Raw genomic sequence first — 16026 nt, 5'->3', positions numbered from 1 at the left:
CCCTGACGATGAAGGCGACAGCCAAACGTAGGCATCGCCAAAAAGAAAGCCCCTCCCGCCAGGCTGATGCGCAACCTGATGGGAAGGGCTGTAGAACACGTGTAATGCCCTGGGCTTAATCACTCAGGGCATTTTTGTTGCAGGGTCAGGCGACAAATTGCTCCGCGTAGTGGCACGCCACCTGGCGGTTATCCAACGGCCGCAACTGCGGTTCCTCGGTGCTGCACCGCGCCGTCGCATACGGGCAGCGCTTGTGAAACGCGCAACCCGATGGCGGGTTCAGTGGGTTGGGCAACTCGCCGACGATTTTGATCTTCGGCTTGTTCGGATCCGGATGAATGGTCGGGGTGGCCGACAGCAGCGCCTGGGTGTACGGGTGCAGCGGGCGGGCGTAGATGTCTTCCTTGGGGCCGACTTCCACCGGGCGGCCGAGGTACATCACCATCACGTCATCGGCCACATGCTGCACCACGGCCAGGTTGTGGGAGATGAACACGTAGGCGGTGTTGAACTCCTGCTGCAGGTCCATGAACAGGTTGAGTACCTGGGCCTGGATCGACACGTCGAGCGCCGAGGTCGGCTCATCCGCCACCAGCACCTTGGGTTGCAGCATCATCGCGCGGGCCAGGGCGATACGCTGGCGCTGACCACCGGAGAACATGTGCGGGTAGCGCTGGTAATGCTCGGGGCGCAGGCCCACTTGCTTCATCATCGCCTGCACTTTCTCGCGGCGTTCAGCGGCGGACAGGTTGGTGTTGATCAGCAGCGGCTCGCCGAGCTGGTCACCGACTTTCTGCCGTGGGTTCAACGAGGCATACGGGCTCTGGAACACCATCTGCACGTCTTTGCGCAATTGCTTGCGCTGGGCCTTGTCGGCGCCTGCGACTTCCTGCCCGGCGATTTTCAGCGAGCCCGAAGAGGGCTCTTCGATCAGCGTCAACGCACGGGCCAGGGTGGACTTGCCGCAACCCGACTCGCCGACCACGGCGAGGGTCTTGCCGGCTTCCAGTTCAAACGACACACCATTGAGCGCGCGGACCAGCGCATGGCCCTTGAACAGGCCACGGGACACTTCGTAGTGACGGGTCAGGTCGCGGGCGGTAAGAACGACGGCCATTACGCCACCTCCTGGTTCAAGGGGTAGAAGCAGCGCGCCAGGCTGTTGGTTTTCGGATCAAGGGCCGGGCGCTCGGTGCGGCAGTTGTCGCGTACATACGGGCAACGCGGCGACAGCAGGCAACCTTGCGGGCGGTCATAACGGCCGGGAACGATGCCCGGCAGCGTGGCCAGGCGCGTGGCGCCAAGGCTGTGCTCGGGAATCGCCTTGAGCAACGCTTCGCTGTACGGGTGCGCCGGGATGTCGAACAACTGTGGCACCTGGCCGACTTCCACCGCTTGGCCGGCGTACATCACACACACGCGCTGGGCGGTTTCTGCCACGACCGCGAGGTCGTGGGTGATCAGCACCAGGCCCATGTTCTGTTCTTTCTGCAGGGCCAGCAGCAGTTCCATGATCTGCGCCTGGATGGTCACGTCCAGGGCCGTGGTCGGCTCGTCGGCGATCAGCAGCTTCGGCTCGCCGGCAATGGCCATGGCGATTGCCACACGCTGGCTCATACCGCCGGACAGTTGGTGCGGGTAAGCGTCCATACGGCTGGCAGCGCCCGGGATCTCGACCTTTTCCAGCAGTTCGATGGCTCGCTTGCGCGCTTGCTTGCCGGACATCTTCAGGTGCAGGCGCAGCACTTCTTCGATCTGGAAACCCACGGTGTAGCTGGGGTTCAGCGCGGTCATCGGGTCCTGGAACACCATCGCCAGGTCTTTGCCGACGATCTGGCGGCGCTGGCGGTTGCTCAGCTTGAGCATGTCCTTGCCGTCGAAGTTCAGGGCGTCGGCAGTGACGATGCCGGGGTGCTCGATCAGGCCCATCAGCGCCATCATGGTCACGGATTTACCCGAGCCCGACTCGCCAACGATCGCCAGGACTTCGCCTTTGTCGACCGAAATGTCGAGGCCATCGACCACCGGCACGGCGGTCTTGTCGCCGAAGCGCACGTTGAGATTCTTGATTTCTAACAGTGACATGGGAATCTCCTCAGGCGGCGTTCTTGAGTTTCGGGTCCAGCGCATCGCGCAAGCCGTCGCCCATCAAGTTGATTGCCAGCACGCTGAGCAAAATGGTCAGACCCGGCAGGCTCACGACCCACCAGGCACGTTCGATGTAGTCACGGGCCGAAGCCAGCATGGTGCCCCACTCAGGGGTTGGCGGTTGTACACCGAGGCCCAGGAAGCCCAACGCGGCGGCATCGAGGATCGCCGAAGAAAAGCTCAGGGTGGCCTGGACGATCAGCGGTGCCATGCAGTTGGGCAGCACGGTGATGAACATCAGGCGCGGCAGGCCGGCACCGGCAAGGCGGGCGGCGGTCACGTAGTCACGGTTCAGTTCGCCCATCACGGCGGCGCGGGTCAGGCGCACGTAGGACGGCAGCGACACGATGGCGATCGCGATCACGGTGTTGATCAGGCCAGGGCCGAGGATCGCGACAATGGCCACGGCCAGCAGCAGCGAGGGCAGGGCCAGCATGATGTCCATCAGGCGCATGATGGTCGGGCCAAGCAAGCGCGGGAAGAACCCGGCGAACAGGCCCAGCAGGATGCCCGGGATCAGCGACATCACCACCGACGACAAACCGATCAGCAACGACAGGCGCGAACCCTGGATCAGGCGCGAGAGCAAGTCACGGCCCAGTTCGTCGGTACCCAGCAGGAACTGGATCTGCCCGCCTTCCAGCCAAGCCGGCGGGGTGAGCAGGAAGTCGCGGTACTGCTCGCTCGGGTTATGCGGTGCTACCCACGGCGCGAAGATCGCGCAGAACACGATCAACAACATGAACAACAGGCCGGCAACCGCGCCTTTGTTCTTGGAGAAGGATTGCCAGAATTCTTTGTACGGGGACGGGTACAGCAGGCTTTGATCGACTGCTGACACTTGAGTAGGTGTGGTCATGGTCATGATCTCAGCGCTGGTGACGGATGCGTGGGTTGGCGAAGCCGTAGAGGATATCCACCACGAAATTCACCAGGATCACCAGGCAGGCGATCAGCAGGATGCCGTTCTGAACCACTGGGTAGTCCCGCGCGCCGATGGCTTCGATCAGCCATTTGCCGATGCCGGGCCAGGAGAAGATGGTCTCGGTCAATACCGCACCGGCCAGCAGCGTGCCGACTTGCAGGCCGACCACGGTCAGTACCGGAATCAGCGCGTTACGCAGGCCGTGCACGAACACCACCCGCGCCGGCGACAGGCCCTTGGCCTTGGCGGTGCGGATGTAGTCTTCACGCAGCACTTCGAGCATCGAGGAGCGGGTCATCCGCGCGATCACCGCCAGCGGGATGGTGCCGAGCACGATGGCCGGCAGGATCAGGTGGTGCAGTGCGTCCCAGAAGGCGTCCGGCTCGTCAGCCAGCAGGGTGTCGATCAGCATGAAACCGGTGCGCGGCTCGATGTCGTAGAGCAGGTCGATACGCCCGGACACCGGGGTCCAGCCCAGGCTGACCGAGAAGAACATGATCAGGATCAGGCCCCACCAGAAGATCGGCATCGAATAGCCCGCCAGGGAGATGCCCATCACCCCGTGGTCGAACAGGGATCCTCGCTTCAAGGCCGCGATCACCCCGGCCAGCAGGCCCAGGATACCGGCGAACAACAGGGCGGCCATGGACAGTTCCAGGGTCGCCGGGAAGAGGGCGGTGAATTCGGTCCACACGCTGGTGCGGGTACGCAGCGATTCGCCAAGGTCACCCTGGGCGAGCTTGCCGACATAATCCAGGTATTGCGCATACAGCGGCTTGTTAAGGCCAAGGCGCTCCATTGCCTGTGCGTGCATCTCGGGGTCGACGCGGCGTTCGCCCATCATGACTTCTACGGGGTCGCCTGGAATCATGCGTATCAACGCAAACGTCAGCAACGTGATGCCGAAGAACGTGGGGATCAATAACCCCAGTCGGCGGGCAATAAAACTAAACATCTTGTGGTGTACCTCAATCAGCCGGTTAGGCAGGTCCGGCGCCGTCAATCGCGACGGCGCCGAGCGTTTTTCTTATTTACTTCACCTGGGTGGTGGCGAAGTTATTTGTACCCAGAGGGCTTTGGGTGAAGCCTTCTACGTTCTTGCGCATGGCGGTGAACAGTTTCGGGTAAGCCATGGGGAGCCATGGTTGGTCCTTGTCGAAAACGTCCTGTGCTTGTTCATAGAGTGCAGCGCGCTGGCCGGGTTCAGCGACGGCGCGGGCCTTGTCGATCAAGTCTTGGAACTCTTTGTTACACCAGCGTGCGTAGTTTTCGCCGTTTTTCGCAGCATCGCAACTCAGGTTTGGCGTAAGGAAGTTATCCGGGTCGCCGTTGTCACCTACCCAGCCAGCCGAAACCATGTCGTGCTCACCGTTCTTGGCACGCTTGAGCATCTCGCCCCATTCCATGACTTTGATATTCACCTTCAGGCCAATCTGCGCCAGATCCGCCTGCATGCGCTGGGCGCCGAGCATCGGGTTCGGGTTGGTCGGGCCGCCGCCGTTACGGGTGAACAGGGTGAACTCGGTGCCTTCCGGTACGCCGGCTTCCTTGAGCAGGGCGCGGGCCTTGTCCAGGTCGCGGGGCGGGTTTTTCAGTTTGTCGTTGAAACCCAGCAAGGTCGGCGGATAAGGGCCGGTGCCTACCACCGCATTGCCTTTGCCAAACAGGGCTTCGGTATAGCCGGCCTTGTCGAACGCGATGTTGATCGCGTGACGTACCCGCGCATCGCTCATGTATTTGTGGGTGGTGTTCAACGCGGTGTAACTGGTGGTCATCGCCGCCAGTTCATCGACTTTCAGGTTCGGATCTTTCTTGATGCTTGGAATGTCATCCGGCTTGGGGAACAACGCGATCTGGCATTCGTTGGCCTTGAGCTTTTGCAGGCGCACGTTGTTATCGGTGCTGATCGCCAGGATCAGCGGATCGACTGCCGGTTTGCCACGGAAGTAGTCAGGGTTGGCCTTGAACCGCGCCTGGGCGTCTTTTTGATAGCGGATGAAGATGAACGGACCAGTGCCGATGGGCTTGGCGTTGAGGTCATCGGTCTTGCCGGACTTGAGCAACTGGTCGGCGTATTCCTTCGAATGAATTGAAGAGAATGCCATGCCCAGGTCGGCCAGGAACGGTGCTTCAGGACGGGTCAGGGTGAAAACGACGGTGTGATCGTCCGTCTTCTCTACGCTCTTGAGCAGTTCCTTGAAGCCCATGCTTTCGAAGTACGGGTAGCCCACGAGGGACTTTTTATGCCACGGGTGATTCGGGTCCAGCTGGCGCTGGAAACTCCAAAGCACGTCGTCGGCGTTCAGGTTGCGCGTGGGTTTGAAATAGTCGGTGGTGTGGAACTTGATGTCGTCACGCAGGTGGAAGGTGTAGGTCAGGCCATCGGCGCTGATCTCGGGCAGGGCCTTGGCCAGCGCGGGAACGACTTCGGTGGTGCCGGGCTTGAAGTCCACCAGACGGTTGAACATGGTTTCAGCGGCGGCGTCAGCGGTCACCGCCGTGGTGTACAGGACCGGGTCAAAACCTTCCGGGCTGGCTTCGGTGCAGACCACCAGTGGTTTGGCCGAAACGCCGATCGCCACGCTCAACAGCGCGGCAGCCATGGCGGCTTGTAGCGGGAGCATTTTCATTCGGAACCCTCTGCAATCGATGGGACCAGTAAAAACGTAGACGGCGGGCTCGTCCTGAGCCCGCCGTTTACCTGGCGCTAATTAAAGAATGTTGAACGGGATGGTGGTGACCAGACGGAACTCTTTGATGCTGCCGTCGGACTGGAACTCGCTGCCGCGGTGCTCAACGTAGGTTGCGCGCACGGTAGTGGCTTTAAGCGGGCCGCTCTGGATGGCGTAGGAGCTGCCGACACCGTATTCCTGGTGTTTTTCGCCGTCCTGGACCTGGATACCGTCGTAGCCTTTGCCGACCACACCGCGGTTGCCGGTGTAGTGGGTGCCGTCGATGCCCCAGCCGCGAGCGGAGTAGACGTTGAACTTCAGGCCCGGCACGCCGTATTCGGCCATGTTGATGCCGTAGGCGATCTGGAACGATTTCTCGTTTGGACCGTTGAAGTCGGACGTCAGGGAGTTGGCCAGGTAGATGCCGTTGGTTTCGTGCAGGTAGTCGAAGTACTCGTTACCGTTAACCGCCTGGTAGGCGAACGTCAGGCTGTGAGCCTGGTGTGTCAGGCCCAGGGACAGGGAGTAGGTATCGTTGTCGATATCCCCCATCAGCTTTTTGCCTTCATCGACGGTTTTGTAGTAGTTCAGGCCGGTGGTCAGTGCCAGGGTCTGGCTGTCACCCAGTTCGTGGGTCGCGCCGAAGTAGTACTGGTTCCAGAAGTCCTTCACATTGGCGCCGAAGATGCTGGTCTTCAGGCTCTTGAACGGCTGGTAGTTGGCGCCCAGGGTGTAAACCTTGTCGGTTTCGACGTTGGAGTTGCTGGTGTACTCGGTACGGAATTTCGACAGGCTCTGTTCAGTACGCGGCGAAACGCGATCGAACACGCCGCCCTGGAACGACAGGTTGCTGAACTCTTCGCTGTTGAAGCTCACACCTTCGAAGCTCGAAGGCAGTGCACGGTTGCCGATGGTGTCGACGATGCCGCTGCTGAAGTTCTGGCGACCGGCGGTCAAGGTGGTGTTGGACACACGGAACTGCACGTTGGCCAGGCCCAGTTTGCTCCACTGGTCTACAGCGTTGCCGTCGGAATCAGCCAGCGTGCGGTTGGAGCCGCCTTTGATATCACGTTTGCTGCGATCCAGTACCAGGGCGTTGTATACCGCTACTTCGGTCTTGACGCCCACGGTGCCTTGGGTGAAACCCGAGCTGGCGTTGAGGATGGTGCCCTGCACCCAGTTGGTACGGTTGCGGTCGGTGCGGGTTACGCCATGCTTCTCGTAGCTGAAGGTGCCCCCACGGTATTTGCTTTCATGGGAGTACCAGTTACGCGTGGTGCCGCCCAGGCTGAAGTCTTCGATGAAGCCCTTGGCCTCGCTTTGCGCGCTGGTGCCGGCCAGTGTGGTCGGAACGAAGTCCTGGCTGACGGGTTCAGCATAGGCGGTGGCCGTGATGCTGCTGATGGCCAGGGCCAGAAGCGCTTTGCTGCTCAGTTTCATGTGTGAAGCTCCTTTGGTTCTCTTTTTAATGCCGGTCTTTTTTGGTGATCCGGCTATTGGGTGTGTAACTCTTTTCAAGCTTTGCAAACGTTTGCCGTAGGAAAAATCCTAATAAATGGCTGCACGTTTGCTGGAGAGCCAACGGCGCTCTCCTGCAATCCGGTTATTTTCTTATGGGGTAATGCTGACGCCCGAAAACACGTTGCGGCCGAAGGGGCTCACTTTAAAGCCTTCGACTTTGGTGCTTAACGGCTGGTTGACCGTCGAGTGGGCGACTGGGGTGATCGGCACCTGCTGCTTGAGCAGTTGCTGCGCCTGTTTGTACAGAACAGTCCGTTGTTCGCGGTCGGTGACGACCTTGGCTTGCTTGATCAGCTTGTCGTACGCCGGGTCACACCACATGGAGTAGTTGTTCCCGCCGATGGCGTCGCAGCTGTAGAGGGTGCCCAGCCAGTTGTCCGGGTCACCGTTGTCGCCGGTCCAGCCGATCAGGCTGATATCGTGCTCACCGTTCTTGGTGCGCTTGATGTATTCGCCCCACTCGTAGCTGACGATCTTGACCTTGAGGCCGATCTTGGCCCAGTCGCTTTGCAGCATCTCGGCCATCAGCTTGGCGTTGGGGTTATACGGGCGTTGTACCGGCATCGCCCACAGGGTGATTTCGGTGCCTTCCTTCACGCCGGCGGCCTTGAGCAATTCCTTGGCTTTTTCCGGATTGTAGGCGGCGTCCTTGATGCTGTCGTCGTAGGACCACTGCGTCGGCGGCATGGCGTTGACGGCCAGTTGCCCCGCGCCCTGGTACACGGCATTCAGGATGCTCTGCTTGTTCACCGCCATGTCCAGCGCCTGGCGCACTTCAAGCTGGTCGAACGGTTTGTGGCGCACGTTGTAGGCGATATAGCCGAGGTTGAAACCCGGCTTGGTCAGCAGTTGCAGCTTCGGATCGGCCTTGAGCGCATCGACGTCAGCCGGGCGCGGATGCAGGGTCACCTGGCATTCGCCGGCCTTGAGTTTCTGCACGCGCACCGAGGCGTCGGTGTTGATCGCGAAGATCAACTGGTCGAGCTTGACCCGGCTCGGGTCCCAGTACTGTTTGTTGCCCACGTAACGGATCTGCGAATCTTTCTGATAGCGCTGGAACACGAACGGGCCAGTGCCGATCGGCTTCTGGTTGATTTCGCTCGGCTTGCCTTCCTTGAGCAACTGCTCGGCGTATTCGGCCGACAGGATCGCGGCAAAGCTCATGGCGATGTTCTGCACGAACGCGGCGTCGACCGTGTTGAGGGTCATGACCACGGTGAGCGGGTCGGTTTTCTCGACCTTGGCGATATTCTTGTTCAGGCTCATCCCGTTGAAGTAGGGGAACTCGGTGGGGTAGGCCTTGCGAAACGGGTGGTCAGGGTCAAGCATGCGGTTGAAGGTGAACAGCACGTCGTCGGCGTTGAAATCCCGCGTTGGCTTGAATTCCTTGTTGCTGTGGAATTTCACCCCTTCGCGCAGGTGAAAGGTGTAGGTCAGGCCGTCGTCGGAAATATCCCATTTGGTTGCCAGCCCAGGCACGACATTGGTTGCACCTTTTTCAAACTCGACCAGGCGGTTGTACAGCGGCTCGGCCGCATCGTTATCGGTGGCGGTGGTGTATTGCGCCGTATCAAAACCGGCCGGGCTGCCTTCGGAGCAGAACACCAGGCTCTGCTTGTCGGCGGCTTGGCCCATCGTGGCCACAGCCAGCAGGCTGGTGCCGAAAATTGCGGATAGAACGGTGGTATGGCGCATGACGATCCCGATCCTTGTTTGTAGTTGTCATCAGCGAGCAACCGCCCTGGCAATCGGCCAGGGCGACATCACTGATCCCACACGCAGCAAGTGCCTTTCCGTAGAAGGGGCCTCTGCTGTCCTACGACGTTAGGGGTCGAGGACCTGGCAGTAAATGCACCGAATCGGATTGACCTTGTAGGCAACGGAGACACGGATCGCAGTTCGTTGCTGTAGGACGCAACTATTACGAGCGTGGTCTGTTTCCTACTGGCCAGGCGGATGCAATAACGGCGACGTTGTGAAACGTCGCCGCCAAGGCTTCTTACTTGCCGCTTACGCTCACGCCGTAGAAGGAATTCAAGCCAAACGGGCTGATCTTGAAGTCCTGCACGGTGGAGCGCATGGGTTGATACACCGTCGAGTGCGCGATAGGTGTCATCGGGACAGCATCTTTGAGGATATGTTGCGCCTGCTTATACAGCTCGGTGCGTTTGGCGACATCCGATGTGGCCTTGGCTTCTTTCACCACGCCGTCGAATTTTTTGTCGCACCATTTGGAGAAGTTGTTACCGGACAGCGAGTCGCAGCCGAACAGCACGTTCAGCCAGTTGTCCGGGTCACCATTGTCGCCGCTCCAGCCAATGATCATGGCCTGGTTCTCGCCACCTTTGGAGCGCTTGATGTACTCGCCCCACTCGTAGCTGGTGATTTTTACGTTGAGACCGATCTTCTTCCAGTCGTTCTGCAGCATTTCAGCCATCAGCTTGGCGTTCGGGTTGTACGGACGCTGAACCGGCATGGCCCACAGAACGATTTCGGTACCTTCTTTGATGCCGGCTTCCTTGAGCAGCGACTTGGCTTTCTCAGGGTCGTACTTGGCATCCTTGATGGTGGTGTCATACGACCATTGGGTCGGCGGCATTGCGTTGACGGCCAGCTGGCCGGCGCCCTGGTACACGGAGTCGATGATCTGCTGCTTGTTCACCGACATGTCCAGCGCCTGGCGCACGCGCAGGTCGGCCAGCGGGTTTGGCTGGTCGCTGCCCTTGACCTTGTCCATGACGTTGTAGGCGATGTAGCCCAGGTTGAAACCGGCCTGGTGCGGCAGTTTCAGGTCCTTGTCTTCGCCCAGCGCCTTGAGGTCGGCCGGACGTGGGAACAGGGTGATCTGGCATTCGTTTTTCTTGAGCTTCTGGATGCGCACCGACGGGTCGGTGGTGATGGCGAAGATCAGGTTGTCGATCTTCACGTCCTCAGGTTTCCAGTAGTCCTTGTTGCCGGTGTAACGAATATTGGAATCTTTCTGGTAGCTCTTGAACACGAACGGGCCAGTGCCGATTGGCTTCTGGTTGATGTCGGCAGGTTTGCCTTCCTTCAACAGTTGCGCGGCATATTCAGCGGACTGGATCGACGCGAAGCTCATCGCCAGGTTCTGGATGAAAGCGGCGTCCACGGTGCCAAGGGTGAACTTGACCGTGTTGGCGTCGACTTTTTCGATGTTTTTGATGTTGGTGTCCATCCCCATGTCCGTGAAGTACGGGAACTCGGTGGGGTAGGCTTTGCGGAACGGATCGTCCTTGTTGATCATGCGGTTGAACGTGAACAGCACGTCATCGGCATTGAAGGTACGGGTCGGCTTGAAGTACGGCGTGGTGTGGAACTTGACGCCATCACGCAAGTGGAAGGTGTAGGTCAAGCCATCCGGGGACACGTCCCAGCTGGTGGCCAACCCAGGAATCACGGCGGTGCCGCCGCGCTCGAACTGGGTCAGGCGGTTGAACATGGTTTCGGCCGAGGCATCGAAGTCTGTTCCGGTGGTGTACTGGCCTGGATCAAAACCGGCCGGGCTCCCTTCGGAGCAGAACACCAGGTTAGTCGCCGCATGGGCGAAAGGGGCTGCGGCCATAAGGCCAGCGCTAACTAAAAGCGGAAGGACTGCGTGTTTAAGCATGTTGGCCTCATGATTTGTTGTCATTTTTGGTGGTGAGGGCGACCTCGTGAGTCGGCCTGCGGATACTAATGCAGGCGCCATACCCATTGCAAGATGTTGAACCGTTGCCAGGGGCAAACAGTGGTACGAACGTACAGGAATGTCGCAATTATGAAAGTTTTGACATATTTGCGCATATTTCGAGGGTTTTTTCGGTGCACGCTTCGCACCAAAAAGCCCCAGCCAAGGCGTCTAGCGCACTCGGTTGGGGCGCGGCTGTTACTTATCTAGACTCACGCCGTAGAACGGCGTCAGCCCAAACGGACTGATCTTGAAGTCCTTGACTTCCTTGCGCAGCGGCTGGAACACCGTCGAGTTCGCAATGGGCGTTATAGGTACTTGTTCTTTAAGGATTTGCTGCGCCTGTTGATACCACTTGATGCGCTGCTCGCGGTCGTTGCTGACTTTGGCTTGCTGTACGAGCTTGTCGTAGGCCGGGTTACACCATTTAGCGTAGTTGCTGCCCTTGACCGCGGCACAACTGTAGAGCACGCCAAGCCAGTTATCCGGGTCGCCGTTGTCGCCGGTCCAGCCGTAAATCATTGCGTCGTGCTCGCCATTTTTGGCGCGCTTGATGTATTCGCCCCACTCATAGCTGACGATGTTGGCCTTGATGCCCACTTTTTCCCAATCCTGCTGGATCATTTGCGCGGACATGCGCGCGTTCGGGTTGGACGCGCGTTGTACGGTCATCGCCCACAGGTTGATGGTGGTACCGGGTGCAACCCCTGCTTCTTTTAGTAGCGCCCGAGCCTTGGCCGGGTCGTGCGGCGCGTCCTTGATGGTCGGGTCATAAGACCACTGCGCAGGCGGCAGGGCGTTCTGCGCCAATTGCCCGGCGCCCTGGTACACAGCTTTGATGATCGCCGGCTTGTCGATCGCCATGTCCAACGCCTGGCGCACCTTGAGCTGGTCCAGCGGCGGGTGGGTCACGTTGTAGGCCAGAAAGCCCAGGTTGAAACCGGCTTGCTGCAGCACGCGCAGATTCGGGTCCTGCTTCATCACCTCGATATCGGCGGGGCGCGGGTAGCCGCTGACCTGGCATTCGCCGGCCTTGAGCTTCTGCAGGCGCGATGCGGCATCCGGGGTGATGGCGAACACCAGGTTGTCGAGCTTCACATCCTCGGGTTTCCAGTAGCTTTTGTTGGCCACGTAGCGGATCTGCGCATCCTTCTGGTAGCGCTTGAACACAAACGGCCCGGTGCCCACCGGCTTCTGGTTGATGTCGGCTGCGTTGCCCTGCTTGAGCAATTGCGCGGCGTATTCGGCCGATTGCACCGAGGCGAAGCTCATGGCCAGGTTTTGCACGAATGACGCATCGACGTTATTGAGGTTGAAGCGCACGGTGTGATCGTCGAGTTTGTCGACGCGCTTGATCGTGGTGTTCAAGTCCATGTCGGTGAAATACGGCGACTCGGAGGGGTAGGCCTTGCGAAACGGGCTTTGCGCATCGAGCAGGCGATTGAAGGTAAACAGCACGTCATCGGCATCGAAATCGCGGCTGGGGGTAAAGTACTCGGTGGTGTGGAACTTGACGCCCTCGCGTAGGTGGAACGTATACGCCAGGCCGTCCTCGGACACTTCCCAGCGCGTTGCCAGGCCAGGTTCGACTTCGGTGCCACCGCGCTTGAACTGGGTCAGGCGGTTGAATACGGTTTCGGCGGACGCATCAAAATCGGTGCCGCTGGTGTACTGGCTGGGGTCGAACCCGGCGGGGCTGGCTTCGGAGCAGTAGACCAGGGTGGTGGCTGCGTGTGCCATGGGCATGAAAGCCAGGAGGCCGGCAGCGAGGAGGAGTGGTTTTAAGGCGATTCTTTCCATGGAGACCCCTGAAGTGGCAGGCATATGCAGTTGCGCAAACGAAAACGACGGTAACCGAGGTTACCGTCGTTCAAGGGTCTCAGGTAAGAGGCGATTGATCACGGCGTCTTGATACAGGCGCGTCGCGCATCGCCTGGGTGCCTACAGCTCTTGTGTGAATAAGCTCCTCATGGTGGGCGCAAGGCCATTGCCTGCGTAGTCCTGACGCTTGAATTCACTGACAGTGTATTCCGGCACCGCCGGGTTGTTGCCAAGTGCTCGGTGCCTGAAAGGGCTTGTGCCCCTGTTGAGGACGCGCTCCATTCCACGCTCGAAGGCCTGCGGATTGTCGAATGTCGCCAGGCCGAAGTTGGGATCAAAGTAAAACCATTTTGGGCTTTCTCCTTCCATGTTTACACCGGCCAGTACGGCATGGTCCGCTGAAGAGATTCGCAGGGTTTTTGACTCGGCGGTGTTGGCCAAGCCTGCAATGATTTCGCTATACGCTACCTGCTTGATGGGGGCCGCGTGGAAGTCTTCCAGTTCCGTCATCGCCTCTTGAAGCGTACTCAGGTTTTTTATGAAGTTGGCGCAGGCGGCATCGTTGGGGCTGGCCGCCGCTTTGAATAAATTGGCCAGGAAGGTCGTTTCCTGCCCTGATTCGATCGCCATCCCCATGGTATTGCTCATTGCAGCGCATTCTCCCCGAGAGGCCAGGTTAGTCTGGCTCAGGTAAAATTCTTGAGGCATGGGCGTCACAGTACCGCCAGCGCTTTGTATATCGCGTTGAAACGCGGGATAAGTTTCTTGAATCAATTTTATTTTCAGGCGTTCGATGGCTCGCGACAGGGCGCCGACTTCTTCGGCCGACCGCCAAGGTTCAGAGGCCATTTTCATGAGATCGGGGAGCGTCATGGAGGGGCTGTACCCCGGCACGTCGTTTAAATTTCTTGAGTTATAGCCGTTATCAAAGCTTGCCCGGCTCTTCGGCGCGCGTGAGGCGTTGTACTTTGTTTGAAAATCCCTGAACTCATTCTCCGTGAGGCCGGGTTGCGCGTCCCCTTTGGTCAACCAGTCGTAAACCCGACCGGTGAAACCATTGATGGGTTTCTGGGTCCTGGAGCTGGTCGGTAACTTTTGCTCCGGCGATGCAAAAGGGTCTTCAGCTTCCCCGGCGAAACCACCGACTGAAAACAGTGTGTTGAGTACGCCATCGAAGGCCTTGGACGCTCCGTCCTTGCGTTCTGCCTCGGTGTCGCCGGACGAGGCTTTTTCCGCGCCCAAGGCTACTTCGGCCAGGCCGGTGACTACCGCGATGGCCGCTGCCGGCGCCGCGATGGGCGCCAGCTTCGCCAATAAACCTGCGGCTACAGTAATGTCGTTGAGCCAAGTGTCCCGAATCACCTCACTGTTGGACTTGATCACAACGTCGGCGTCGCTTTTCATGCGCTCTTTGGCAGACGTTGCTAGTGTGGAAAATACGTCCTCTTCGATTGCCGAGTGACTGTTATTGACCGCCGGGTCCTTCAATGTGCCGTTGGCCATCTTTTCAAAGTGGGTATCCAGGCCCTCTGTCTTATCTGCAACGTGTGTGAACCACAGAACGGGCACCAATACTTCTGCCGCGCGGGCAGCGAAGCCGGCTTCATGGTCCTGGCGATAAATCAACGGAAAATGCGCGGCCAACGCTTCGCGCTTTTTGGGGTCCTTGGTTTGCTCAACAATCCATTGGTTCAGTTTTTCCAGAGAATCGAACCTCAGAAAGGCCGGATCGGCGCCTGGTATGTAGAGTACCTGGCGGCCATCGTCGGGCGCGCTGAATCGCAGAATGTCGCTGGAAGTGAAGCCATGGATATTTAGGGCATGTACTTGAACCTGGTCTTTTGCCGGTGCCTTGGTCTTGAGTTGTTCGACGGTCAGTGACGCCTTTTCATCAACTGAAAGGTTGGAGGCTGCGCCCATCACCAGGCGGTAGTCCTCGCGGCTGAATTTATGCTCGGGGGCTTGCAACGTGCGCTCGGCGGGTGGCCTGGCTTCATTGTCCTTGAGTTGCTTGCGGGCCTGGTGGACGAACTCGCCTTTGATAACGGTCTCATAGTCGCTGGTCTGGGTATTCCAGAAATGGTCGATTTTCTGAGTCATTTGCGCCTGAAAGTCAGTTTTCCAGCTCGCGTGCATGAGCGCGGACGGCGCAAGGGGGAATTGATTGTGGGACCCGTATCCATTCATAGCGCCTTGGCCGGGACCGTTCATGTATAAGCCGGCTTCCTGATCCAGATTGCCGGGAACACCATCATGCTCGTTGAAGTTTTTCAACAAGGCGTCCGGCAAGCGCTGCGAGGAGGCCAAGTCGTCATCACTGTGTTCCCAGCCGGTCACGGTGGCAGTGTCAGATGAGAGTGGTGTGTTGGCGCCTTTGAAACGGTTCAAGTAGATCGTGTCCGCGTCGACCTGTTTACCGGTCAATTGGAAAATAATCTGTTCTGCCCATTTTTTCGCTTCTGCCCGTGTATTGGGCAGGTGGGTGCCGACGTTGACGGCCAGGCGCTTATATTCCAATGCCTGCGGGGCACTGCGGTAGTAGATGGCGGCTTGTTGTTTTTGTACGTCCGCCGCTTGCGGCGAGCGGCTGCCGGCAGGGCGCGTGCGGTCGTCGACGGCAATAGGGTCAAAGGCATCCTTGTCTTGCAACTGCCTGATTTGCGCGTTGGCCTGGGAGGGATTGGCGGGTAGCGGTATGCCCTGAAAATTCGCCACCACCTTTGCACTGACCTCAGTGAAACCATCGCGTAATCGTACGCGTAAAACGCCCTTGTCCTCTGGCGAGATGACTTTCGCTGCGGCTAAGATCGGGCCTGACACTTGCCCCCAGCCTGATGCATCAGAGAGTGAAAAGGTTTTCACTGTGCCTCCCGCATCGGCAGACAGGGTGCCTTTGAACGGATCGATAGAAAGCAGGCTCGTGGGATCGATTTTCTGCTCGCGCAACCAATTTTGAACAACAGGATGCTCCAATTGCGCGCGGTACAGTCCAAGCCACTGGCCCAGGGAACTCTGGGGCGGGACCTTTACCAGCCCCGCATTGCCGTGAAGCGCTTTGCTCTGCACGGCGTGGAGGTAGGCATCGAGCAGCGCTTTCTCGTGAGGGGATGCGGATGCCGCCGCCCCTGTTTCTGTTTGCGCTACCTGTACGGGGGCTGATTCGGTGTCCCTTTTCGACCGGGCCGATACATCGCTGATGTGCTGTGACGGGAAAGAGGTCGCGTAGTGGGGAGTGATAGACATGTTTGGGG

The 16026-nt window shown here is 59.1% G+C and carries 10 protein-coding genes; all 10 read right to left on the bottom strand.

Features of this window, described 5'->3' with window-relative positions:
- Positions 1 to 145: 145 nt before the first annotated feature.
- Positions 146 to 1117 (bottom strand): peptide ABC transporter ATP-binding protein, encoded by a 972-nt coding sequence (locus KVG91_RS01380; protein WP_076951129.1) that lies wholly within the window; start codon positions 1115 to 1117, stop codon positions 146 to 148.
- Positions 1117 to 2085, bottom strand: coding sequence for an ABC transporter ATP-binding protein (locus KVG91_RS01375; RefSeq protein ID WP_169374497.1), 969 nt, complete (start codon positions 2083 to 2085; stop codon positions 1117 to 1119). The genes KVG91_RS01380 and KVG91_RS01375 overlap by 1 nt, the downstream gene beginning before the upstream one ends.
- Positions 2086 to 2095: 10 nt before the next feature.
- Complete coding sequence (locus KVG91_RS01370) at positions 2096 to 3007, bottom strand: ABC transporter permease subunit (protein ID WP_169374498.1); 912 nt, start codon at positions 3005 to 3007, stop codon at positions 2096 to 2098.
- Between the two features lie 10 nt (positions 3008 to 3017).
- A complete protein-coding gene (locus KVG91_RS01365) occupies positions 3018 to 4028 on the bottom strand; it encodes an ABC transporter permease subunit (protein ID WP_003171721.1) in 1011 nt (336 codons plus the stop codon).
- Between the two features lie 76 nt (positions 4029 to 4104).
- Positions 4105 to 5703, bottom strand: a complete 1599-nt coding sequence (locus tag KVG91_RS01360) for an ABC transporter substrate-binding protein (RefSeq protein WP_169374499.1) — start codon at positions 5701 to 5703, stop codon at positions 4105 to 4107.
- 81 nt (positions 5704 to 5784) lie between these two features.
- On the bottom strand, positions 5785 to 7185 hold the full coding sequence (locus KVG91_RS01355; protein ID WP_169374500.1) for an OprD family outer membrane porin: 1401 nt from the start codon (positions 7183 to 7185) through the stop codon (positions 5785 to 5787).
- A gap of 171 nt (positions 7186 to 7356) precedes the next feature.
- Complete coding sequence (locus tag KVG91_RS01350; RefSeq protein WP_404822400.1) at positions 7357 to 8901, bottom strand: ABC transporter substrate-binding protein; 1545 nt, start codon at positions 8899 to 8901, stop codon at positions 7357 to 7359.
- Positions 8902 to 9265: 364 nt separating this feature from the next.
- A complete protein-coding gene (locus KVG91_RS01345; protein WP_169374502.1) occupies positions 9266 to 10894 on the bottom strand; it encodes an ABC transporter substrate-binding protein in 1629 nt (542 codons plus the stop codon).
- Between the two features lie 258 nt (positions 10895 to 11152).
- Positions 11153 to 12754, bottom strand: coding sequence for an ABC transporter substrate-binding protein (locus KVG91_RS01340; protein WP_169374503.1), 1602 nt, complete (start codon positions 12752 to 12754; stop codon positions 11153 to 11155).
- A 141-nt stretch (positions 12755 to 12895) separates the two neighbouring features.
- Positions 12896 to 16018: a dermonecrotic toxin domain-containing protein gene (locus tag KVG91_RS01335; protein WP_169374504.1), complete on the bottom strand. Its 3123-nt coding sequence runs from the start codon at positions 16016 to 16018 to the stop codon at positions 12896 to 12898.
- Positions 16019 to 16026: the final 8 nt, after the last annotated feature.

It is taken from the genome of Pseudomonas azadiae (genome assembly GCF_019145355.1).
In the GTDB taxonomy this organism is placed as follows: Bacteria; Pseudomonadota; Gammaproteobacteria; order Pseudomonadales; family Pseudomonadaceae; genus Aquipseudomonas; species Aquipseudomonas azadiae.
This window is presented reverse-complemented; position numbering and strand designations above follow the sequence as displayed.